The following is a 22,251-nucleotide window of genomic DNA, read 5'->3' on the forward strand; positions in this document are numbered from 1 at the left end:
TTTTCATAGTTAGATAATTATATAGTTAATATTTAAGTACTCCGTGTGCAATAATACACCATGCCAGTTTCATTTTTCGGGACTGGGTAAAAAAAGCTAAAAGTTTTTTTATTTATATTTTCTACCATAGTATACATATGATTCACAGTGGTTTTATTGGAATAAAAACCACAGGTGAATTTGACCGATTCTGCATAATAATACTGCTGTGAAGAGGTGTCGAATTCTACAGGGGCATTAAGTTGTTTCATGATAAAAAGGGTGCGGTATAGTTTGGTTTTAGAGATCTTTAACTTTGCTGCCAGTTCCATAGGAGATCCGGCAGCATTAAGACGGATCAGTTGATCAATACGTTGTATCAATTCGATTTGTTTTAGCATGATATTCATAACTCTAAAGTTTTTCGCGTTCATTAAAAAATCATTGCTATAGGCATAAGCAGGTGTTCACTATCGGTAGATTATGGGAAACGGGGCATGATGTTTTGGGGAAACATCAACAGTGAGGTTATTCATAATAGCCTGAGCCTGCATCATAGAGGTCATCTTCTTCTTCATACTCATCATCACCGTACCAAATTTTATCATATTCAGCACGGTCAACTCCCAGAGGATAGTTATGTCTAGTTTCATAGTGTGATTCCTTATCCTGTATCAGTTTATCTTGCAGTAGGGCAATGGTTAAAGAGAGCATTGATATAATGATGGCTAGTAGCATTACGTTTTTCATAATTCAAATGGTTTTTGTGATATCATTTACAAAAGCATATATTTTAGCATAGATCATCACCTGTTTTGGGTTATCATTTAAAAGTTGGTACATAAACTCACCAGTATCAATATGCAATGCTTTTAAAATGCCATTGAGCATATCTGGTGGTATATCATTTATATCGTCTGGTAACATATTTTCTTAATTAAAAAAGGATACAGGAGTAACCTCAATGGGGTATTACACAAACTCAACTTTAATTATGATTTGGATTACTCCTGTTTTTCCTTTTATCTAAGTAGGCAACACATACACTGATGGTTGTTTACTGTTCGTTTTTTTAGATTATTATTTTTTTCAATAAGAATACAGGAGTAGTACAACGTAATAGTTTTCTATACGGCTACATATCATAAATGAGGTACTATGTAATTGTGAACATACTCCCATATTCCTTTTGTACTTTTTGAAATTATGACGAGAGAAGTGTTAGTACGTCCAAGTTTGGGAAAGGATATTTAAAATGGTTTTTAGCTATAAAAAGCTAAACTGGTTTTAGATGATGATTTATCTCATAGTCTTTTGATTTCTGGCTTCTGACTTTTACATTTATAATTCGTTATTCAGTATTTATTTTGATATTAGGGTGCTGTACAGATATGAGAAATAAGCATGGCCGTTCCATAAAAAAAATGACTACCCTTAGTAATTATATACGAAACGGTACCATGCTTATATGAGTCTTACAAGTACTCGATATTCCTTAGTGCTTATACAAAATTTAGCTTTACTATACTAGTTACTTCTTTTTCACTATGAAACTGCGGTCATATATAGAGGGTTACCTATATTTATCGTTTCAATACATAATTTTGATTTTTTAATTATTTTAGCGACTTCAAGGGCGGTACTACCATTGTAGAACTTTTCTTTTATCCATATGCGAAGAAGAAGTGCATAGCCTCTATGCTCCTTTACACAAGTTTTGAAAAGTTTTGGGTCTATAAACAAATAGTTAAATACCCTTTCTTCAAAAAACTTAAATTGATTTGGTTCTAAAACACACTTTATATTCTCTTTCATAATACTTACTTATTTGGGGTTACATTAATCTTTCTAACTCTTTCTCTAATTGTTGCAAAAACATTTTACTATTTTCAATAGTTTGTTTTTGGTGAGAAATTGCAATTCGTATCATATCTTTAAGTATTTGCTTATTTGGATCTTTTTTTCTCCTATCTCTTATATTAACAATTGTATTATAATGAACATTGTGTTCTTTTGCTATAGCTTTTATCTGTGATGCGGTTAGTGTATCTTTTAATAATTTAGATAGTAAACCACTTATAGGAGTACGACTGCTTATTGCCATATCTTTCAAGAATTTTTTTACATGTTAATTCAATAGCATACAAATCATAAATTGTTAATACTGTTTTCATATATTTGTTTCTTAGTTATTGTTTTACAGTGTTAAAAATACGAAATAAAATTCGCATATACAATATTTATTTCGTATTTATTATAATTCACACAATATTTATTATGAAAATAGGCGATAGAATAAGGAAAGTAATGGAGTTCAAAAACATGAACTACAGATCTTTAGGTATTTTACTGGATTATTCAGATGGCCAAACTAGAAATATCATGATAAATAAATCTGTTCCGAAAATTGACTTTGTACAAAACCTATTACGCGCTTTTCCTGAAATAAATGTCAACTGGCTGATAACTGGTGAAGGTAGAATGCTTGACGATGTATCAGAAAACCAAAAGGTTACAGATTACAGTAAACTAGATAATATAGAACTAATCAAACATCTTCTTGAAAGAAAAGATGAACTCATCCAAGATGAGACTTTTAAAGACTACGTAAGAATGGTTATGGAGTTAATCATGGCAGATGATGAAAGAGAGAAGAAAAACAAGGCCTTGGAGGAACTAAAAGAAATTGCTATAAAGAAGTATTCGAAAAGAAGTTGATTTTTTTATAGTGGTTGTTGTTTAAGAAGAATATTAATAATTCTAGATGATCATCTCTTATAAATTAATTTAAATGAGATAGTGTCTACTATTAACATTTTTTCAAAAAGAGAAATCATGTATAATTTCATGGTATAGCTCATTAAATTCACTTTCGGTGTAGTAATTAGGGTTCTCTTTCAAAATTTCTACCAACACCTCCAATTCAATACGCTGCTTTCTTTCAATGTTATGCAACTTAGAATTGTTTTTCATTTCCTTTCTGATTTCTTCTTTAACTTCCTTTCGTATAACCTTTGGACTATCATCAAAAAACTTTCTTTGTTCAGATGTAGTATATTTTCTAGGCTTCAATATCTCGAGTAATTTTTTTAACATCATTTATCCTATTAAATATTATCGGTTACTCTTTTTAAATCTTCATGAAATTCATCTATACAATCATCTACTAGCTTACCAGATTTGTAAGGTTTTCCTGATTCCTCAGCATACATCGCTTTAAAAATCATGTCTTTATAATATATTCTTTTAACCCTTTCAATAAAAGAAAGCTGTCTATAAATAATTTGATCTTTATAAGTATAATATTTGACGAGAAAATATGTAAAAGCTGCAAAGAACGAAGCAGCTATAACAAGAATCAAAACATATTTGTTTTGAGTAAAATCTTTTTGAGTGAGAAAAATGAGATGAATAAACCAAAATCCTGAAACCAATATTCCTGTAAGTGAAACAAAATGAAATTTGAAAGTACTGCCCCTGGAGAAATCGTCGTGTAAGGATTTACAACTAAAAAAGAAAAGCGCGGTCACTAACCCAAAAACAAATATCCAGAAATGAAAACTAGATCTACCCCGAAAAGAATGATCTCTATTGATTTGACGTTTCTCTGCATTTATTTTAGCAACATTTTGTTTAGAGGTTTTAACTAGGTCAGTAGCTAAAACGTAATATTGTTCAATATCAATTTTCCTATTTTTTAGATCTTCCAAATATTGATTCTGTAAATCATTCCTACGATTTATTTCTACTGAGTACTTTTGATTATTTAATGGGACTAATTTAGATTTAGCGTTAAAAAAAACATGGAATAAAGAAAGGGTGACTAGCATAAAAGCCATCACCCCTTTTATAAATGGTAATATTTTATTATTGTCCTTCTCTGTGATCGTCTTCATCAATGGTTCCATCGTCTCCTGGGTCAGTGAGTTGTAATTCTGTTTCGCTGATTTCATCATTTAGTGTTTGTCTTTCACAGCTACTCATAAAAAAAATTAAAAATAGCACGCTGAATAAAATTATAACATTCTTCATCTGATAAATATTTTAAGGTTTGTTACCCTAAAATACTATTAAATAAGGAGATTATCCTTTACCAAATGATAATTGAGTTTATTTTTTTTAGACTGATTTGGGGAAGTACTATAGAAATAGTAGAATCAATCCAATTTTATTTTAATATTTATCTTTTAAAAACAATCAAATATAATAAAGATGACAGCTTTTTCAAATACGGTTTTACCGTAAACAGCTGATTTTGTGAGAGTAAAACAATAGTACAACACTGACATATAGGTTTTTATAAAGTCATAAATTTTTGAAAAAAATTTACAACCCTATCTATTTACGGGAACCCGTAAACATTGGGATAACGCTTTTATTTGTATCACTGTGATTCCAAAATTCCCCTTTTACAAATAATGTGATAGCTTCCTAAAAGCATGTACGGTTTCCTTTCTTTTTTAGAGTGTTTGGTTACTTCAATCTAATGGTCATATAAGTGAAGGTTTAAAGAAATAAAAAAAAGAGCTATATCTGAATATTAACTACATAGAAACTATGTTCAATAGCACAGGTTTCTACGATAGATTTGAGAATGACAAATTCGAATATATTCTAGAAACTCAGAACAACAGAATATAGGGTCATTAGTTATAGGTCTTTTACAATGATAGGCTCTTTGAAACAGAATGAAAGTTTAGGTTCCTTATTTAGCTTATAGGTATATATGATCGAACAAGTTCTAAAAGTAAGAACCGATTTGTCTTTGGTTTATGCTTCTAAAAACTATTGTCTTTTAAATTTAATAGGTGCTCCCTCTCAATTAAGCATATCTCTATTTATAGAGAATATTACAGACATCAATCTTGATTATTCATTCCGCCTTCAACAAAATTTATATGCTAACTTTAAAAATATATAGTAACTTAGCAATTAGAAAAATTTAGGCAAACGGCCGCTACAAGCCGAGCAAAATATAAACCGCCGTATTGACCGACGCTACAATCGGATTTATGGTTACTTAATGAATAATGCTTAATTTAAAAAAAGATGATAAACTCATCGAGTTAAAAGAAGTATGTGAAAAACTAAAATTTAAAGACATTCGTACCGCTATCAAATGGTGCAAAAAAACAGGGATACCTGTTATCCCCAGAGGGAAACAAAAGCTTACTTATAAATTTCTTGTTGACATAGAATTAGATAGAGATATTGTAAAATTTCTTAAATCTGAATATCCAAAGTCCTGGAAAGAAATGTATACATTTTATCTTGACAATGACAAACGCGGGTATGTGTTAGCAATAGAAGAATATAAAGTTTCTTCAAGAATCGAAGGAATAGTAAAGTAAATTGTTATTCTCTGAAATTAGAACAATATAGATGATGCCTAAAAGTTTAAGATCTTTTCTAAGGCATCATCTGTATCTTTATGAATAAAATTTCCTTGATACCCAATAGTTGTTGTTAAATGTCCATGCCTATATAACTTTTGCAGCATTTGCAGAGGCACTTTATCCCCAGCTATATTACCGAAACTATGCCTTGCAATATGATTCGTTATTTTTTTATCAATCTCGGCCAATTCAGCTATATCAGAAAGATTATTATTAAACTTTTTAGTTGCTGTTTTTATTTTTGCATACATATCTCTTGCATCTTTGGCATTTGCATTTTTCAATTCAGGAAAAATATAGTCGTTACCCTTTTTCTGATCTTTCCTATAAATTTCTAAAATAGAAATAACTTTTTCTGGCAATTTAATCGAAACCACTTTATTGTTTTTGCCCATTTTATAATACAGCCTATCTTGTTTTATATCACTCCATTTCATTTTTAAAACATCTGCTATTCGTATTCCAGCAAGATAAAACGAAAAAAGAAATACATTTCTAGTATGTGCTATGGTTGTTCCTTCTTGTAAATCAAGATTTTCAATTCTTCGTATTTCAGACTCATCTAATCCTATTTTTAAAGTCTCAGGAAGTTTTATTCTAATTTTATCGGTTCCAAATGGATAATACTTTCTATCTACAACTCCCATTTTAATAGCTCTATTATAAAGTAATCGAATCAATATCAAAATATTCATTATTGACCTTTCACTAACAGTTTCTTTAGCCTGTAAATGATACTTAAAACGGTTTAATAAAGTCTCATCGATTTCATTAAAAGTTAAATTTTCATTTCCTGTAAATTCCAAAAAGCTGTTTACTTTGCTGTTGTCTGAAATTGCTCGATTGTGCTTTTTAGCCTTTCTTAAATTTTTAACATGTTCATCAGCAACCTGAAAAAAAGTTACAGTTTCAGTAACCCCTTTAATCTCATCAATAATTTGTCTAGCTGTAAATGATTTTTTAGTTGCCTCATACTCTAATATAAGATCCTCTATTGAATCAAACTTTTTCCTGATAAGTCTATTTAATTGATGATGTTTCGGATTTTCACTTGTTACTACCCTTGCTTGATCATCCCACTCATCAATACTATTTAGGTTAGTCAAGTATAAATAATTCTGTTTGCGATCTTTAGTTACTCTAATTGCTACTCTAAATATCTTACCTCCCAAGCCATCACTTTTGGGATGTAGTAGTACTTTAATTGTTGCCATAATATGAATATTGAGTCCAAATATAACGAATAAACTCAACCAAAAGGTCATACATAGGTCATACTTTTTGTGTTTTTCGTTGATTTTTAACATTTTCAAAAATCATATAAACCTTTTACATACAATACTTATGATGACATTTAAACACATTAGAAATCATTAGAAATCAAAAAATAATAGACTTAGGATCTAGTGCCGCGAGGTGTGAGAGTTCGAGTCTCTCCGCCCGCACCAAAAAATAAAAGCTTCTCAGAAATGAGAGGCTTTTTTTATGCCTAAAAGCCTAAGCTACTTGCAAGAGACGAGAAGTTTATCCTGAGCCTGGTCGAAGGGAGTCTCTCCGCCCGCACCAAAAAATAAAAGCTTCTCTTAATCGAGAAGCTTTTTTTGTTTAGGTTGTCCCATCCTGAAATAAGTTTGCACAAAATTGACTTATCAGGAAACACTAACAAAAAGTCTACTTAACGCTATTATAATTTAGATTTTAAATTAGGAGTGGTGCCAGTTAGAAAAAGGCGAGACAACCTATAAATAAACCTAGAAGGCTTTCTGCTTTATTGATTGTTAAATGCTTTTTATTAAACGAAAAAAAATTAAAACGTATTTTACGTCTACTCTTAAAGAGTTTTTTTATTGGAATTATTAGTGACTTTGTTTATCTTTTGGTGTCTCAATATATATAACAATAAAACCATATTATACAATGAAAAAGATTCTTTTAATTTTAGCGGTAGTATTAACAGCTAGTTTTACCTCTATAGATAATAATGATATCGTAGAAGCACAGGTAACTTATAGCGGGCAATCTGATAAAGCGTATTATTTTACTAATAAGGATACGGGAAAGGTACTCGAATTTACTTTTGTAAGTAAAAAAGCGATATCTAAGTATGATTTAAGTACAAAAAAACTTACCGGAAAAGAGTTTATAATTACTTATGAAATTGATAACATAGAAATTGTAAGCAAAGATACACAAGTAAAAAAATACAAGAAACGTTTAATTCTTATCGATATAAAGATGACAGAAAACGAAGTAGTCAATAACTAATAATATCTTAGGTGAGAGAGTTTGAATCTCTCTGTCTGCCCAAAACAAATAAGAAACCTGTAAATAATTGATTTACAGGTTTCTTATTTTTTACCCAAATCTTTCACCTATATTATTATCAGCACTTTATAGGTTTTTATGATTATGAATAATTATACTTGTCCATTTATGAAGTAAAAAACGGACTAATTACTAGTGTACAGTTTGCAAGAGAATGATGGTATAAAAATTAAGCTAAAACTCAGAAAATATGATTTATTGATAATTACCTCTATATAAGCGCTACAGCTTAAGTTTCTACTGCTATTTTTATCCTTAAGGATAAAAAAACTCTCCACATCAAAGGATCTGGAGAGTTTACATTAACACTATGGTTATAAAACAAAAAACACGTTTTATTATTTTAATAAAGTATACTTTAATTTCTAGTTTCCTCTTTCAGTACTCTCATTGACGACCTTGATAAAATGAGGTTTATCATAATTACTAGTACATCCTCTATGATGTAATATCTATCATCCTTTTTACGCGAAAATGAAATTGAGGTAAAAAAATAAAAAATAAAGCAAAAATCTATTTCTATTTAGATTCATTCTTAATAAATTTGCAGCAAATATATAATTATTTTAATTCAATCTAAATAAGGATTAGTAATTTTTTAAAATATTCAAAAATGAAACGATTAACACTTTCATCACTTTTACTATTAGTTGTAGTATGTACGATAACTGCACAGGATAAAAAAAAACAAGATAAAAATGCTATAAAAAAAATGTGCGGTTGCTATGAAGTAACCTTCAATTTTGCAGAAACTTTTCAATATAGCAATGATTCTCTTTATAAGCCTTCAAAAACAAAAATTGCCAAAGGGTTAGAATGGGCTCAATTGGTTGAGGAGGATAAAAACAAGATTTCTATTCAGCATCTATTACAAGTAGGTGATCCTTCAAAACCTCATATTGTAAAACATTGGAGACAAGATTGGATATTTCAAAACACAGATTTCTATATGTTCAACGGTAATAATTCCTGGAATTATGAAAGTAAACCTAAATCTGATGTAAAAGGGCAATGGACTCAAAAAGTATATCAGGTAGACGATAGTCCTCGTTATGAAGGCTCTGCAACCTGGGTACATGTAGATGGAAAAAGTTTTTGGGAAAACACAACAGATGCCCCACTACCAAGACGAGAGTATACTAAAAGAAGTGATTACAATGTAACTGTTAGAGGAAACAGACATGAGATTACCAAAAATGGTTGGATACACGATCAAAACAATGATAAAGTAATACGTGAAGCAGGTAAAGCTGATGTTATTTTGGCTAAGGAAAAAGGATTTAATACATATGTAAAAGTAGATGACAATAAATGCAAAGCTGCTGCAAACTGGTGGAAAGAAAACAACCAAAAATGGGCTTTAGTTCGTAATAAATGGGAAAAAGTTTATGGTAGAAACGCCAATTTAGTATTAGAAGCCAAAGTAGATAACAAACCACTATATAAACATCTATTTTCTGATGAATACACAAAAGAACAAGATATTAATAAAGTCATTGAATCTTTTGTAGTTCAATAACAACAATCATGACCGCAACCACAACCACAATAAATAAATAATATAATCATGTCAGTCTTTAAAAAATTACCCCTATTACTACTTCTATGTAGCTTAAATTTGATGTATAGTCAAGCCACTATACAAGGCGTTGTAAAAAGTGAATCTGATGAGGCGATTCCTTATGCAAATGTATTCATTCAAGGAACCAGTCTAGGTGTACAAGCACAAGAAGATGGTACTTTTACGATTACCAATGTTCCTTTTGCCACTCATGAGATAGTAGCTAGTGCTGTTGGATATAATGAACTTAGTCAAAAGACAGCTATATCAGGTGATATATCAGGTCTTGTTTTTGTATTGCAAAATGATACTCAGCTAGAAGAAGTTGAACTTTTTGGCTCTAGAAATAAAAGAGCAGAAAAATTAGAAACACTCACCAGACTACCTTTACAGCCCAATGAGCAGTTACAGAGTATATCTGTACTGTCTCATAAACTTATTGATCAACAAAATGCATTAACGCTAAGCGAGGTTACCAAAAATGTTGCTGGTGTTTATACATTTGCTACATACGGAAATATAAGAGAAAGTATGTCTTTAAGAGGATATAGAGGTATTCCTTTATTAAAAAATGGAGTTAGAATCAATTCAGATTTCAGAGGAGTTGGTGTTATTACCGATATGGCAGGTGTTGATAATATTCAGGTATTAAAAGGGATTTCTGCAATTAGTCAAGGTTTAGGAGGTGATTTGGGTTCTGTAGGAGGAGTCATAAATGTTGTAACCAAAACTCCTAAATTTTATAGCGGAGGTGAAGTAAGTTTAAGACTTGGCAATTTCGGCAAAGTACGCCCCACATTTGATTTTTATGGTCCTTTAGATAAAAAGGAAACCATTGCTTTTAGAGTAGCAGGTTCTTACGATAGAGCAGATAGTTATAGAGTAAAAGTGAATTCGGAGCGTTTTTATATAAACCCTTCCCTTGCATGGAAACCCGATGAAAAAACCTCTATCGTTCTCGAAATGGATTATATGGATGATAGTACAACTCCAGACCAAGGGACCATTAATTTAGGAGATTACGCAACAAACAATATTTTAAAATTGTCAAATGATAAGTTTTTAGGTTTCGAATCTGATAGAAATAATTCTGTAAACACCACTTATGCAGTACGTTTTGAGCGAGAAATAAATGATGACCTAAGCATAAAAGCGGGGTATTTTGCTTCTGATTTAGAAACATATGCAGAGACTTCTTATGCTTTTCAGGGAGGCGGAAGAACTGGATTACCAGAGCTACCTAACACACAGAGATATCGAGAGTATTATGCTCAGGGAAGGAGTGATAAAAATAGTGTTTTACAAATAGATTTGGTTGGTAAAGACATTAAAACAGGTTTTTTAACACATACATTTCAGGTAGGAGTAGATTACAGAAATACTACTTTTGATAATACGGCTTATACGGCTAACTACCCAGACAATGATAACGACCCAGATAATGATCCTCCTACGTATATAGATATCATCGATGTCACTCAACCTATCAATAATATTTTACCTAATGGTGTTACGGTAACACCAAACCCTGCAAGAGCTACAGGATCTAAAACAAAGTCATATGGATTTACTGTCCAGGATAAAATTTCTGTTACCAAATGGGCTGATCTCTTTTTAGGATTGCGATATACCACATTAGAAAGAACTAAAGGTAATTTTATAGGAAGAAGTTTGACCGGAGCAAAACGCGATGATGCCTTTAATCCTTTAGTAGGATTAAATATCAAACCTACAGAAAATATTATTATTTTTGGCTCCTATGCCAGTAGCTCTAACCCTATGACTTCTTTTTACCGGGATGTTAATGGTAAAGAGTTAGGCACAGAACGTTGGGATCAATTTGAAACAGGTATTAAATCGGTATGGTTAAATAAGGCTTTACGTTTTAACGTAACCTATTTTTCGACTTATAGTAAAAACTTAAACTTGCAAGCAATTGACCCAGCAGGTAATTTCTTAGGATATTATTTACAAGGAGGAGAAGATACCAGAAATGGTGTTGAAATAGAATTAATAGGTAGAGTATTGCCTAATTTAGAAATAATAGGAGGGTATTCTTACTTAGATGCCAAATATAAAAATCATGCATCTTATTATTTTAATTCTAGTCCTATAAATACACCTAGGCATACGGCAAATTTTTGGGTACGTTACAACTTCAAAAAATATGTAAAAGGTCTGTCTTTAGGTGCAGGAGCTTATTATCTGGGAGAACGCCCACATAATGTATGGTCCAGAAATTACACACATACCGGAGTAGTTCCTGGTGTTAGGCCTTTTGATTTAAAAGCATATACTACGGTAAATGTACAAGCATCATATAAATTTAATAGTAAATTAAGTTTAGATGTTTTCGGAAATAATGTTTTTAATGAAATTGGATATAATGCATACCGTACAGTATATCTTAACAGGATTCAACCTGCTAGTTTTGGGACGGTATTGCGATATAAATTTTAAATTAAAAAAAATGAAAACAATAAAATTAGTAACCGCATTTCTTTTGTTTGTAAATGTTTTACAGGCTCAGACAAAAAATGTTTTTTTAGAAAGAGAATTCTGGAAAACTAACCCTTCAATAGAAGTTATAGATCAGAAAATAACAGAAGGTAATGATGCAACGGCATTAAATAAAAATGGATTCGATGCTGTAGTATATGCTATTTTGGGAAACGCAGATAATGCAATAATAAAACACTTACTATCTAAAAAAGGGAATGATGTTAATAAGTTAACCCATGATAAAAGAACCTATGTGTTTTGGGCAGCTTATAAAGGAAATCTTGAATTGGTAAAACATCTCATTAATAATAATGCCAGATTAGATTTAAAAGATTCACACAATTTTTCACCATTAACTTTTGCTGCTGTCGCAGGACAAACTAATACAGAAATCTACGATGTATTTATAAAAAACGGGATTGATGTTAAAAGTGATTTAGATGAAAAAGGAGCCAATGCTTTATTACTATTAATTGGTCATTTAAAAGATTTTGAACTTGTAGATTATTTTGCAAGCAAAGGGCTTAACCTTGATAGCGTAGACAACCATGGAAACGGAGCTTTTAACTATACAGCTTATAAGGGCAACAAAACCATGTTGGAGTTATTAATAAAAAAGGGATTGCCATATAAAAATCCAAGTGCCAACGGGGATAACGCTATTTTGGCAGCTACTATAGGCTCACGTAGCGGTTATAATCCATTGAGTTTTATCAAGTACTTAGAAGGTTTAGGCATTAACCCGAACATTACTAATAAAGATGGAATAACACCACTGCATAACATCGCTTATGGTAATAAAGACTTAAACACATTCAACTACTTTTTAGATAAAGGGGTAAATAGTAATCAAAAGGATGATAAAGGTAATACTCCTTTGTTAAATGCATCTCATAACAATACCTTAGAGGTAATAAAATTATTGGTAAAAAAGACAAATGATATAAATACCACTAATAAAGATGAGCATTCTGCATTAACCAATGCAATAAAAAACAACACAATAGATGTGGTTGATTTTTTAATTAGTCAAAAAGCCGATGTAAATGTAATCGATTCTAAAGGAAATAATTTGGTGTACTACACACTAAAATCGTATAATCCCAACAAGGTTGATCAATTCAAAAAGAAAATAGCCGCTTTGACTAAAAAAGGATTTGATATTGCCAAGCCTCAAAAAAACGGAAATACATTATATCATTTAGCCATAGAGAAAAACGACCTGGAATTATTAAAAATGATTCCTGATTATAATATCGATATCAATGCTAAGAATAAAGAGGGAATTACAGTCTTACATAAAGCAGCAATGAGTGCTAAGAATAATAAAATCTTAGCCTATTTATTATCGATTGGAGCCGATAAGACTATTAAAACTGATTTTGAAGAATCTGCATTTGATTTGGCAAGTGAAAATGAAGTATTAAAGGGAAACAACGTAGATTTAAATTTTTTAAAATAAAATGAAAAAAATAGTAACATTTAGACTGTTTCCGATAATAGCATTTGCCATTTTTACAGTATTTGGGTTTAAAAGTACTACAGATAGTAGTCCTTATAAATGCATGATACAAATGACAAATTACACGGGAGAAGGTGCATATATAGTTATTTCTTTATTAGACCCGAACGGAAACTACGAAAAAACACTATTTGTACAAGGTGATGATGAAGAATGGTATCATGATATTACAGATTGGTGGAAATTCTATGGAAAAAAACGTCAAGACATTGATGCGATCACAGGAGCAACTGTAAGTGGCGGTGGACGATCTATCAATATTATTGAAATTGAAAACGATAAGATAGACTCTGGCTATAAAATACGTTTTGAAACCGCTGTAGAAGATCAAGAGTATTATAAAGATGATGTAGAGTTTGAGTTAACATCGGAAACTGTAAAAAGTAAAATTGAAGGAAAAGGATTTATACGATATATTCGTATGATGCCACAATAACAATACGATTAAATGACGATTTCAATTTGGAGATATAGCCACCTTGCTTTGGCTATATCTTCATTTGCTTTTATACTTATAGCCTCTTTAACAGGGATTATTTTAGCATTCGAACCTATATCGAATCAGCTAGAGCCTTATGCTGCAAACAACACAAAAAATCTCACTCTTGCACAAACCATAACAGTATTACAAAAACATTATGGTGAAATAATTGAAATTGAAATCGATAATAATGATTTTGTGTCAGCCTCAGTAATTACCAAAGAAGGAGACAACAAAACCCTTTATGTCGATCCTTTAACGGGTAAAAAGGTAGGCGATATTATCGAAAAAGCTCCTGTTTTTAAGTTTGCGACCAACCTACATCGTTCTTTATTTCTAAAAAGTACTGGTCGTTTTTTTGTGGGACTAGTTTCTTTTATATTATTTTTAATTGCAACAACCGGAGTTCTTTTAATTATTAAAAGACAACAAGGTATACGTCGTTTTTTTTCTAAAGTTATAAAAGAGAATTTTGAACAATATTACCACATACAAATAGGTAGATTAACATTAATTCCTATCATTATAATAGCCCTAACTGGTGTATACTTGTCACTAGAAAAATTTTCACTGCTACCATCCAATATCGTTAAACATCAAATAGATTTTGAGAATATAAAAGAAACCCCCAAACAGCAAATCAAAGATTTTGAAGTTTTTAATCAAATACGGTTAAAACATGTTAGAAAAGTAGAATTCCCCTTTTCTGATGATCCCGAAGATTATTTTCATATAAAACTATCTGATAGAGAATTGAATATTAATCAAGTTACAGGCGAAATATTAAGCGAAGTAGCGTATCCTTTTAATACATTACTATCACATTGGAGCTTGGTGTTGCATACAGGTCAAGGAAGCATATTATGGTCTGTCATACTACTTATTTCCAGCTGTTCTATTTTGTTCTTTATGTATTCAGGTTTTTTAATGACTATAAAACGAAGAAAGAAAAGCCTAGTACTAAAAAATGTGTATCATAAAGACAAATCCGAATACATCATTCTGGTTGGTTCAGAAACCGGAAATACATTTAATTATGCAAGACTCTTCTATGATGCTTTAATTGATTTGGAAAAAACAGTCTTTATTTCAGAATTAAACAAGTATTCCTCCTATAAAAAAGCAGAGCATTTAATCGTATTTACAGCAACTTATGGTAAAGGAGAACCTCCTACCAATGCGAAAAGTTTTGAGCAATCTTTTAAAAAAATCGAACCCAAAAAAGAAATGAAATTTTCGGTTGTTGGTTTTGGTTCATTAGCGTATCCAGATTTTTGTAAATATGCGATAGACATTGACAAAATGTTACAATCTCACCCAAAATTTAAATCGACTACAGAACCATACCCTATAAACAATCAATCTTATGAATCTTTTAAAGATTGGTCTTTAAAATGGGGAGAAAAGATTGATTTACCAATACAGGTAAAACAGTTACAAAAGGCCACAAAATCTAAAAATAATAAACGGTTCTCTGTTGTTCATAGATCCCCACTAAATATTGACAATACATTTATACTGCGTTTACGTCCAGAAGAGAAAATACGGTTTACATCAGGAGATCTGCTAGCTTTTTATCCAGAAAACGATGCTGTCGAACGCCTATACTCTATTGGTAAAATTGATGACGATATTCTTTTGAGTATTAAAAAACATGAATTTGGTATATGTTCGACTTATTTTAGTGAGCTTAACAAAAACGATAGCATAACGGCATCAATAAAGCGAAATCCTGATTTTAATTTCCCAACCTATGCAAAAGAGGTTATTATGATTGCAAACGGAACAGGAATAGCTCCTTTTTTAGGAATGATTAGTAAAAACAATAAGAAAGTAAGAACACATCTATTTTGGGGAGGAAGAAATAAACAATCTAATGAATTGTATAACGAAATAATTCAGGACAGTTTAAAAAACAATAATTTAACTACATTTTATCCTGCCTATTCAAGAGCTCAACCAGAAAAAATATATGTACAACATGTACTAAAAAGAAATAGTAATCTAATCACAAAAACATTAGATAAAAACGGAGTTATCCTAATTTGTGGGTCTGTTATTATGCAAAAAGAGGTTATTAATCTCTTAGACAAAATATGTAAAGAAGTTAATAATAAACCAATACGTTATTATCAAAATAAAGGGCAACTTAAAATGGATTGTTACTAATTCTTAATCCAGTCACTAACAATTATATTTTAATGATTTTGAATTTTTAAATAGCCATATTTTAATAGCCACATGATGTGTTTTCCTACTTTTTCTGAAGATATCGTATCACTCTTTATTTGTTTCTTCAACATACCAAACTCCTGACTTGTATAACCTCCAAAGGTACTTAGCACACTATATAAAATAGGGGTCGAAAGATGATTAAACGAATCGTAATAAGAAATAAGAGATTCTTCCTTACTAACTATTCTTTTCCCTTGTTCAGAAAGGATTATTTGTGTGGTATCACTTATTCTTTTTGAAGCATAATGATTGAAATTTTTATAAAAGGCCGGAATCTCATATGTTTTAATAAAATCTATAGTTGCATTCTGTTTACTGGCTCTTTCTAATTGTTTTTCCCAAAGTTGTTCGTGTAAGTAAATACTATTTTTCCAGTCATAAATTTTTAAAGCTCGTTCTCTAGAGTTTTTACTCATTTTTAAGCATAGAGATGGAAAATCCAAAAGCATTTGCAATGCTTGTTGATAAGCTTCCAAATCAATAGCTACAGTCTGGGCAAACTCAAAATGATCGATCAGATTGTAATTATCGTACATCCCTGATTTTAGTGTTATTTCCTCATCCAGATCACACATATACGTAGGAATCAAGAAACCAGTTTCACCATGTTTTACGGTATCTTTATACCCATTCCAATCAGATACCACCTGTGGTACTCCACAAGCCATAGCTTCTATAGGAGTAATGCCAAAAGTTTCCTGGATATTATCTGCAGGAGAAACAAATACATCTGCACAAGAATGATATAAGTGACGTTTGGATACAGGCAAGGGCCTAATTAAAATGATATGGTCATTTAATTGAAGGTCATGAATACATTCATCAATGATTTTGTTAAAAATATCTTCTCCGGCTCCCCCGAGTGCTAGCCTTATTTTCTTTTCAGGATTGTTCTTTATAAGATTTTGAACAACCAATAATAATGGTAGTAAATCTGCTTTATCAAGCGGTGAAATTCTTCCAATCCATAATATAATAAATGCGTCTAATGGAAGTCCAAGTTCACATCTCACCTCTTTTTTATCTCTTGGTTTAAAAATAGTAGTATCGATTCCTATAGGAATTACCTCTGTATTACCTTTAAAACTTAAATCGATGTTATGTGAATCTTTTAGCCTTTCACTAACATGATCAAAAATAGTGTTCAATGCTTTTTGGGCTGCTGTGCTGGTACATATCATCGTATCATAATCATATGTTTTTTTCAACAGAATTTCTAAATACCAATCATGTAAAAGATATTGATAACTTAATACATGAAAAGTAGCACTTATCGGATAGGCTTTTGCGCTATATCGATTTCGCAAAGAAATTGCTTTAGAGAAGTCTGCATCAGTTTCATGCCAGATATCAAAATCAAACGTACTATTTTTCTCCTTTATATCATTAATATCCTTAATTGTAATAGATATATCTTTTCGCTGATTACCAATATCTAATAATTTCCTACGATCATTAAAGGTGTTTTTAAAAAAATCGAAAGTTTGATAAAATTGATAATTCCTTGGTTTACCATGTACAAGTAATCCCTTTAGAAAATCATTCACAGCGATATCTCTTCCGAATATAGTTTCTCCTTCTTTAACAGGAGGGTAACTATTAAGATATATCCCTAGATCATTTTTTTTAACAGCAGACTTCTTTGTCATCATATTATTACTAAATTTTCATTTTGTTTAGCAACCAAAGAACGCATGGTATATTCTAATGCTATTACTGTGTAAAAATCAATATTTGAATATTTGCTCGCTCCTTTATCATTAATATGTTCTTGATAAGCATTTATGAATTTTTTCGGTTCTATATACCCTAAATCTGCCAAATACGAATTTTTAAAAAGCTTATTTACCTGATATTTTGATTGTTGCAATGCATGAAACATGACAGGGCCAAAATCTTCTGGTTTTTTGGGGTGGGTAATCTTTTTAGAGCAACCAGATTGTGCGAGAAATTCTCGTTGTAATCTTCGATTTTTTCGCCAGGAAAAAGGAAGGCTTCTACAAAAATTAATAAGTTCGGGAGTACAATAGGGGCTTACTGGCCAAATATTATTAGAAAGATATACAGGAGAACCATATGCCACAGCTTCTACAGATGAATCAGGCATTAATGATTTAGGTGCTCTTTTTATCGAATTTACTGTATCAGAGTATGTTTCATATAAATCATCTTTTATAAACAAAGGCACTTCATTTCTTTGTAAATGCGCACTAGACATATATGATTTTTTGTCTTCGTTATCCATTTCATTCCAATAGGGAAAAAATAATTCATCACCGCCAAAGCCTGTAAATAACAGATCATTTTTATTTTGTTTGGCCAAGGATAACAAATGATTAAATGCGGCATGATAACACCCTTCCCAAGGAACCATTTCTGCATTAGTTATCCTATAACTATTTCTAGAAAAAGGTAAAAAATCTTCAATATGTATGCTTGTATCGTCATATCCAAACCTGGCAATAAATTCATTTCTTCGCGATATTTGAGCACCTTTATATTCGTCCATTACCAGCAAACCATAAGTTTGTAACTTAGTAGATGTTAAAGACGAAGCTATAATAGAGATAATCCCAGAATCAAGACCACTACTCAATTCTGTCGATATGGTTTTTACATCATTATGTATCCACCGTTTCATAGAATGATTAAGAATTTCTTTAAACATCCCAACAACATCGGCATCGGGTTTAAGCTCTCTAGCAAAAGGTTGTTCGAGAGATAGTGGATATGTAATTTCTAAAGTATCATTCCCACTCCAATGTGCTACAGATCGCTCTGTTAGTCTATGCATTTTCGGGAATATTGTTTTTTTTGAATATGGTCTGTAGTATGTAATAAGATAATGAGAGGCTAATTCTTTATCTAATGTTAGCGAAGAAAGATGTTTGTAATGTTCTTTGGGATTCCAATGCCCTAATAATTTATTATTACTTTCTACCAAATAGATTGGGGCAACTCCCCATTTTCCTGTATGAATAGTAATGGTATTGCTATCTATTAAAAGAGAAATATAATGCAGTGACCACTGTCTAAGGTTTTTTGTTACTTCATGAAACTCGTTATCACAAACAATACGTAATGTACTCTTTTTAGTTTCTTTAGTTATTATCTGGGCATTACGTTCTCTAACAACAAATAGATATTGTGTTCCATTAGTAATAGCAAAAGATTCTAACGATTGATGTGTAAATGGTTCTATACTACTCTCATCAAAACACCATCCTTTTGGTGTTGCAGCACAAGGATAAATAATATCTTTTATATCAATCGAAAAACTAATCATAAGCAAAAAGATGAGACTGTCTTAAAAATCTCTTTTTATACTATTTTGAGTCTAATGATTCAATACATTCCTGCTATAATCTATTTGACAAATAGGATTGTTTACATTTTTAAAGCAGCCTCATCTTATATTTATGTTATCCATTCTTTTTACCTTGAGCATCTCTGTCTCCATCTCTTTTTCCTCTCAATTCTATCATTGAAGAGTTTCTTTCTGGAGAGAAAGTTTTGTTCTTAAAAAGATCTTCTCCCGTAGGAATATTACTGTTAATTTTCATAATATAAAGTTTTAATAATTAATGATTTATATCATAAATGTAACTTATCCATGATAGATAACAAATACGTATTTATACCTGAAATTTTAAACCTTTGAGTACTATTTATAAAATAATTGAGAAAAAGTATTTTATATAAAATGATGATATTCTAAAAAACAATTCTATAGGATTTGTGAGTTTACTTTTGCAAGTATTTTGCTTATAATAGTATAATCAAATCAAACAAAAAAAACCTGACAAGTTAAACTCATCAGGTTTATAAATAGACACTAAATTAAGGGCAACCTTTACAAATCAAATCATTACTACTTATTATTAACCCCTTAATTTCCTCTATTTTTAAAGATATCTAGTTCAAGGCCTACCCAAAAACTATCCTTCTTTATTTCCACCACTTTCGTAACCCATTGTGATGTTATCTATTGCATTTTTTAATGTAGTATCAATTTCTTTTAGGGCACCATCAATTCTAGAAGAATAATATTTATATTCTTTACCATTAAAACGTAATGTAGTAATTGGCTTATCTCTCACTTTTTTAAAAGCCAAACCTTCGTATGAGTCTTTATTCAACATCGTTTTTAACGCTCTAAATTCCTGTTCTTCTAGCTTAGCTTTTATATTTCCTTTTACAGAAACGTGATGTATTCCCGAGTAAGAAACCGAGCCATCTTCATATATCCATACATCATACACCGGGCATTTTCCCATACAAGATCCTTTTGAATAATATACTAGTGCTTCATCTTCTGAAGTATTTGCAGTAGCATTTTTGGTGGATTGACAAGAAAAGCTTACCATTATTAGTATTATCATTACATATTTCATGCGCTATCTTTTTTAAGTAGTAGTGGTTTGAATGATTAAATCACTACTACAGTTTTTATCATTTTAATGCTTGTGAATACCACAGTGTGTTTTATTTTTATTACCAAAAGTATTTGCATTTTTCCATGATCCGGGAAGAGGTAGGAAACTTCTGCTACTTTTTGAGATATTGCCTCTTATATAATTTCTAAGCTTTATCATCTCTGCATTATCATACATCATTTGTATCTTTTTTTCTGCTCTACTGCTTCCATTTGCTCCTCCTGCTCTGGTCACAAACGTAGCAAAGACCTCTGCGATATCTTCTCCGGGATTAGTAGAAGCATATTGCGTTACATAACGCTCTTTATATTTATCATAAAATTTTTGTGCATCACTTTCATTATTCACCTTTCGAAATTCTTCCCAGATATCAGCCCAATGATTTTGATATAGCTTATTAATATTAGAATTATCTCTGGAGCACCCTTCTCCTGTAAAGAAATTTTTGCAATCGCCTTGAGATACAGAAGAATCAACCTGCACTTTATCCAAAGTGATGATATGTCCAAATTCGTGCACTATAGTATATGCCAGTTCTCCTCCTGCATTAAATCCTCCTTGATATGCAAAATCTATCGCAATACCCATCTGCCACTTCGAGAGGTCTTGTGTTCTTTCTACTACATATCCAGCGGTTCCATCATTTTCGCCAGCAAAAATTACAAACTCACTCATTCTTGATCTATAATCGGGCGGAACAATCTTTTTTACTAAGTCCCATATTTCCTCATGCTTTTTAGTATCCTTTTGAAACTCTAATAATTTCCCGGTTACTTTATAATCTTTTTCTTTTATGATTTTATCGCCATCAATTTTATAAAGAGTTATACTTCCACCATCACCATTAGTCTCACTATCAGTTCCTGTATCACCACCAGTAGTACCTGGGGTATCTGTATTCGGATTCGGTTGTGGACCGGCTGCATCATCATCTTTACTACAGGATTGAATAGAAATTGTCGCTATACTCAGAAAAATGATCAGTATATAATTCCATCTTTTCACGTTGTTCATGTTTTATTTTGGGTTAAAAATTAAACGTCCTTTCTTACACAACAGTGAACTTCTAAAACACCCTATTTTTTTATTTACTTTTTTTTAAAATCTTCTATATTTTTTTTAGAAATAGGGTAAAAGCAAAATATACTGTTGTTATAGTATATGGAGATATCATTACAATAAAAGCTTAAGTAGAAGGCAATCAAAGAAAGAAAAAACAACATCTTTCTATACTTTTTCTTTAAATACCGTAGTTTTGAAAAAAAGCTAAGTATTTCTAAGATGTCAGAAAAACAAAAGTCTGTTTGTGATGAAAAAAACTTTAGGATGATTTTTGATAATCATTCTGAAGTGATCCTGAATTTCATTTATTATAAATGTGGAGATATGAAACAGGCAGAAGATATAACACAGGATGCTTTTGTAAAACTTTGGAAAAATTGCAAGAAAGTACTTTTTGATAAAGCAAAGTCTTTTTTAATGAAAGTAGCTCAAAATGCTTTTTTTAATGAATTAAATCACGAAAAAGTAATCTTAAAGTATAATCAGCAAAGCTTCTCTTCTATTCAATATGATTATAGCCCAGAGTTTTTAATGGAGGAAAAAGAGTTTATGGTAAAATTACAACGTAGTATTTCTGAACTCCCGCCAAAGCAAAGAGAAGTTTTTCTATTAAGCAGAAAAGACAAGAAAACCTATAAAGAAATTGCCGAGATTATTGGGTTAACCCAAAAAGCGGTAGAGCGAAGAATGCACTTGGCATTATTAGAATTAAGAGAAAAATTAGGGCGCACGGTTTAACAAGAGAACAAAAA

Annotated in this window: 22 protein-coding genes; 9 read left to right on the top strand and 13 right to left on the bottom strand. The window is 31.0% G+C overall.

The genetic code is table 11. The features are described 5' to 3' along the window. Positions 1 to 32: 32 nt before the first annotated feature. The 5 genes from NNH57_RS14350 to NNH57_RS14370 all read right to left on the bottom strand — a co-directional run bounded on the left by NNH57_RS14350 (position 33) and on the right by NNH57_RS14370 (position 2,083). Entirely contained in the window at positions 33 to 389 is a 357-nt protein-coding gene (locus NNH57_RS14350; RefSeq protein WP_132066193.1) for a hypothetical protein, read from the bottom strand. A gap of 118 nt (positions 390 to 507) precedes the next feature. Further along, positions 508 to 729 carry a hypothetical protein gene (locus NNH57_RS14355; RefSeq protein WP_108809125.1) on the bottom strand — a complete coding sequence of 74 codons (222 nt, stop codon included), beginning with the start codon at positions 727 to 729 and terminating at the stop codon, positions 508 to 510. A 3-nt stretch (positions 730 to 732) separates the two neighbouring features. Further along, positions 733 to 906: a hypothetical protein gene (locus tag NNH57_RS14360; RefSeq protein ID WP_159099323.1), complete on the bottom strand. Its 174-nt coding sequence runs from the start codon at positions 904 to 906 to the stop codon at positions 733 to 735. A 618-nt stretch (positions 907 to 1,524) separates the two neighbouring features. Next, the gene (locus tag NNH57_RS14365; RefSeq protein ID WP_108809126.1) at positions 1,525 to 1,794 is read right to left on the bottom strand and encodes a hypothetical protein; all 270 of its coding nucleotides are present in this window, start codon (positions 1,792 to 1,794) and stop codon (positions 1,525 to 1,527) included. A gap of 19 nt (positions 1,795 to 1,813) precedes the next feature. After that, on the bottom strand, positions 1,814 to 2,083 hold the full coding sequence (locus NNH57_RS14370; protein ID WP_132066195.1) for a hypothetical protein: 270 nt from the start codon (positions 2,081 to 2,083) through the stop codon (positions 1,814 to 1,816). 173 nt (positions 2,084 to 2,256) lie between these two features. Here NNH57_RS14370 and NNH57_RS14375 point away from each other — a divergent pair, with 173 nt between their 5' ends. Beyond that, positions 2,257 to 2,697 carry a helix-turn-helix domain-containing protein gene (locus tag NNH57_RS14375; RefSeq protein WP_108809128.1) on the top strand — a complete coding sequence of 147 codons (441 nt, stop codon included), beginning with the start codon at positions 2,257 to 2,259 and terminating at the stop codon, positions 2,695 to 2,697. A 102-nt stretch (positions 2,698 to 2,799) separates the two neighbouring features. Here the strand turns inward: NNH57_RS14375 and NNH57_RS14380 are convergent, their stop codons facing one another. Beyond that, on the bottom strand, positions 2,800 to 3,078 hold the full coding sequence (locus NNH57_RS14380; RefSeq protein ID WP_132066197.1) for a hypothetical protein: 279 nt from the start codon (positions 3,076 to 3,078) through the stop codon (positions 2,800 to 2,802). A gap of 8 nt (positions 3,079 to 3,086) precedes the next feature. Then, positions 3,087 to 3,875: a hypothetical protein gene (locus NNH57_RS14385; RefSeq protein WP_234423447.1), complete on the bottom strand. Its 789-nt coding sequence runs from the start codon at positions 3,873 to 3,875 to the stop codon at positions 3,087 to 3,089. Between the two features lie 1,134 nt (positions 3,876 to 5,009). Here NNH57_RS14385 and NNH57_RS14390 point away from each other — a divergent pair. Further along, positions 5,010 to 5,330 carry a hypothetical protein gene (locus NNH57_RS14390; RefSeq protein ID WP_108809132.1) on the top strand — a complete coding sequence of 107 codons (321 nt, stop codon included), beginning with the start codon at positions 5,010 to 5,012 and terminating at the stop codon, positions 5,328 to 5,330. Between the two features lie 38 nt (positions 5,331 to 5,368). Here NNH57_RS14390 and NNH57_RS14395 read toward each other — a convergent pair whose 3' ends face one another. Then, on the bottom strand, positions 5,369 to 6,682 hold the full coding sequence (locus tag NNH57_RS14395) for a tyrosine-type recombinase/integrase (protein WP_234423448.1): 1,314 nt from the start codon (positions 6,680 to 6,682) through the stop codon (positions 5,369 to 5,371). Between the two features lie 610 nt (positions 6,683 to 7,292). Here NNH57_RS14395 and NNH57_RS14400 point away from each other — a divergent pair. The 6 genes from NNH57_RS14400 (at position 7,293) to NNH57_RS14425 (ending at position 15,935) form a co-directional block, all read left to right on the top strand. Beyond that, entirely contained in the window at positions 7,293 to 7,640 is a 348-nt protein-coding gene (locus NNH57_RS14400) for a hypothetical protein (protein WP_108809133.1), read from the top strand. A gap of 673 nt (positions 7,641 to 8,313) precedes the next feature. Then, positions 8,314 to 9,219 (top strand): DUF6607 family protein, encoded by a 906-nt coding sequence (locus NNH57_RS14405; protein ID WP_108809134.1) that lies wholly within the window; start codon positions 8,314 to 8,316, stop codon positions 9,217 to 9,219. 48 nt (positions 9,220 to 9,267) lie between these two features. Next, positions 9,268 to 11,721, top strand: a complete 2,454-nt coding sequence (locus tag NNH57_RS14410) for a TonB-dependent receptor (RefSeq protein ID WP_108809135.1) — start codon at positions 9,268 to 9,270, stop codon at positions 11,719 to 11,721. Between the two features lie 10 nt (positions 11,722 to 11,731). Next, positions 11,732 to 13,225 carry an ankyrin repeat domain-containing protein gene (locus NNH57_RS14415; RefSeq protein WP_108809177.1) on the top strand — a complete coding sequence of 498 codons (1,494 nt, stop codon included), beginning with the start codon at positions 11,732 to 11,734 and terminating at the stop codon, positions 13,223 to 13,225. 1 nt (position 13,226) lies between these two features. After that, complete coding sequence (locus NNH57_RS14420) at positions 13,227 to 13,721, top strand: DUF2271 domain-containing protein (protein WP_074407135.1); 495 nt, start codon at positions 13,227 to 13,229, stop codon at positions 13,719 to 13,721. A 12-nt stretch (positions 13,722 to 13,733) separates the two neighbouring features. Beyond that, the gene (locus NNH57_RS14425) at positions 13,734 to 15,935 is read left to right on the top strand and encodes a PepSY domain-containing protein (RefSeq protein WP_108809136.1); all 2,202 of its coding nucleotides are present in this window, start codon (positions 13,734 to 13,736) and stop codon (positions 15,933 to 15,935) included. 29 nt (positions 15,936 to 15,964) lie between these two features. Here NNH57_RS14425 and NNH57_RS14430 read toward each other — a convergent pair whose 3' ends face one another. The 5 genes from NNH57_RS14430 to NNH57_RS14450 form a co-directional block, all read right to left on the bottom strand. Further along, positions 15,965 to 17,653 carry a glycosyltransferase family 4 protein gene (locus NNH57_RS14430; protein ID WP_108809137.1) on the bottom strand — a complete coding sequence of 563 codons (1,689 nt, stop codon included), beginning with the start codon at positions 17,651 to 17,653 and terminating at the stop codon, positions 15,965 to 15,967. Further along, a complete protein-coding gene (locus NNH57_RS14435; RefSeq protein ID WP_108809138.1) occupies positions 17,650 to 19,287 on the bottom strand; it encodes an asparagine synthase-related protein in 1,638 nt (545 codons plus the stop codon). Before NNH57_RS14435 ends, NNH57_RS14430 begins: the two co-directional genes overlap by 4 nt. Before the next feature lie 136 nt (positions 19,288 to 19,423). Next, positions 19,424 to 19,564, bottom strand: coding sequence for a hypothetical protein (locus NNH57_RS14440; RefSeq protein ID WP_159099324.1), 141 nt, complete (start codon positions 19,562 to 19,564; stop codon positions 19,424 to 19,426). Positions 19,565 to 19,939: 375 nt separating this feature from the next. Continuing rightward, positions 19,940 to 20,395 (bottom strand): DUF6438 domain-containing protein, encoded by a 456-nt coding sequence (locus NNH57_RS14445; protein WP_108809139.1) that lies wholly within the window; start codon positions 20,393 to 20,395, stop codon positions 19,940 to 19,942. Between the two features lie 63 nt (positions 20,396 to 20,458). Further along, on the bottom strand, positions 20,459 to 21,451 hold the full coding sequence (locus tag NNH57_RS14450) for a zinc-binding metallopeptidase (RefSeq protein ID WP_108809140.1): 993 nt from the start codon (positions 21,449 to 21,451) through the stop codon (positions 20,459 to 20,461). A 267-nt stretch (positions 21,452 to 21,718) separates the two neighbouring features. Here NNH57_RS14450 and NNH57_RS14455 point away from each other — a divergent pair, with 267 nt between their 5' ends. After that, positions 21,719 to 22,237: an RNA polymerase sigma factor gene (locus NNH57_RS14455; protein WP_074407129.1), complete on the top strand. Its 519-nt coding sequence runs from the start codon at positions 21,719 to 21,721 to the stop codon at positions 22,235 to 22,237. Positions 22,238 to 22,251: the final 14 nt, after the last annotated feature.

It is taken from the genome of Aquimarina spinulae, from assembly GCF_943373825.1.
GTDB classification, from domain to species: Bacteria; Bacteroidota; Bacteroidia; order Flavobacteriales; family Flavobacteriaceae; genus Aquimarina; species Aquimarina spinulae.

Bases quoted from the DNA above. Each gene is read 5' to 3' on its own strand.
- NNH57_RS14350 (WP_132066193.1), bottom strand. From the start codon at position 389: ATGAATATCATGCTAAAACAAATCGAATTGATACAACGTATTGATCAA.
- NNH57_RS14355 (WP_108809125.1), bottom strand. From the start codon at position 729: ATGAAAAACGTAATGCTACTAGCCATCATTATATCAATGCTCTCTTTA.
- NNH57_RS14360 (WP_159099323.1), bottom strand. From the start codon at position 906: ATGTTACCAGACGATATAAATGATATACCACCAGATATGCTCAATGGC.
- NNH57_RS14365 (WP_108809126.1), bottom strand. From the start codon at position 1,794: ATGAAAGAGAATATAAAGTGTGTTTTAGAACCAAATCAATTTAAGTTT.
- NNH57_RS14370 (WP_132066195.1), bottom strand. From the start codon at position 2,083: ATGGCAATAAGCAGTCGTACTCCTATAAGTGGTTTACTATCTAAATTA.
- NNH57_RS14375 (WP_108809128.1), top strand. From the start codon at position 2,257: ATGAAAATAGGCGATAGAATAAGGAAAGTAATGGAGTTCAAAAACATG.
- NNH57_RS14380 (WP_132066197.1), bottom strand. From the start codon at position 3,078: ATGATGTTAAAAAAATTACTCGAGATATTGAAGCCTAGAAAATATACT.
- NNH57_RS14385 (WP_234423447.1), bottom strand. From the start codon at position 3,875: ATGAAGACGATCACAGAGAAGGACAATAATAAAATATTACCATTTATA.
- NNH57_RS14390 (WP_108809132.1), top strand. From the start codon at position 5,010: ATGCTTAATTTAAAAAAAGATGATAAACTCATCGAGTTAAAAGAAGTA.
- NNH57_RS14395 (WP_234423448.1), bottom strand. From the start codon at position 6,682: ATGTTAAAAATCAACGAAAAACACAAAAAGTATGACCTATGTATGACC.
- NNH57_RS14400 (WP_108809133.1), top strand. From the start codon at position 7,293: ATGAAAAAGATTCTTTTAATTTTAGCGGTAGTATTAACAGCTAGTTTT.
- NNH57_RS14405 (WP_108809134.1), top strand. From the start codon at position 8,314: ATGAAACGATTAACACTTTCATCACTTTTACTATTAGTTGTAGTATGT.
- NNH57_RS14410 (WP_108809135.1), top strand. From the start codon at position 9,268: ATGTCAGTCTTTAAAAAATTACCCCTATTACTACTTCTATGTAGCTTA.
- NNH57_RS14415 (WP_108809177.1), top strand. From the start codon at position 11,732: ATGAAAACAATAAAATTAGTAACCGCATTTCTTTTGTTTGTAAATGTT.
- NNH57_RS14420 (WP_074407135.1), top strand. From the start codon at position 13,227: ATGAAAAAAATAGTAACATTTAGACTGTTTCCGATAATAGCATTTGCC.
- NNH57_RS14425 (WP_108809136.1), top strand. From the start codon at position 13,734: ATGACGATTTCAATTTGGAGATATAGCCACCTTGCTTTGGCTATATCT.
- NNH57_RS14430 (WP_108809137.1), bottom strand. From the start codon at position 17,653: ATGATGACAAAGAAGTCTGCTGTTAAAAAAAATGATCTAGGGATATAT.
- NNH57_RS14435 (WP_108809138.1), bottom strand. From the start codon at position 19,287: ATGATTAGTTTTTCGATTGATATAAAAGATATTATTTATCCTTGTGCT.
- NNH57_RS14440 (WP_159099324.1), bottom strand. From the start codon at position 19,564: ATGAAAATTAACAGTAATATTCCTACGGGAGAAGATCTTTTTAAGAAC.
- NNH57_RS14445 (WP_108809139.1), bottom strand. From the start codon at position 20,395: ATGAAATATGTAATGATAATACTAATAATGGTAAGCTTTTCTTGTCAA.
- NNH57_RS14450 (WP_108809140.1), bottom strand. From the start codon at position 21,451: ATGAACAACGTGAAAAGATGGAATTATATACTGATCATTTTTCTGAGT.
- NNH57_RS14455 (WP_074407129.1), top strand. From the start codon at position 21,719: ATGTCAGAAAAACAAAAGTCTGTTTGTGATGAAAAAAACTTTAGGATG.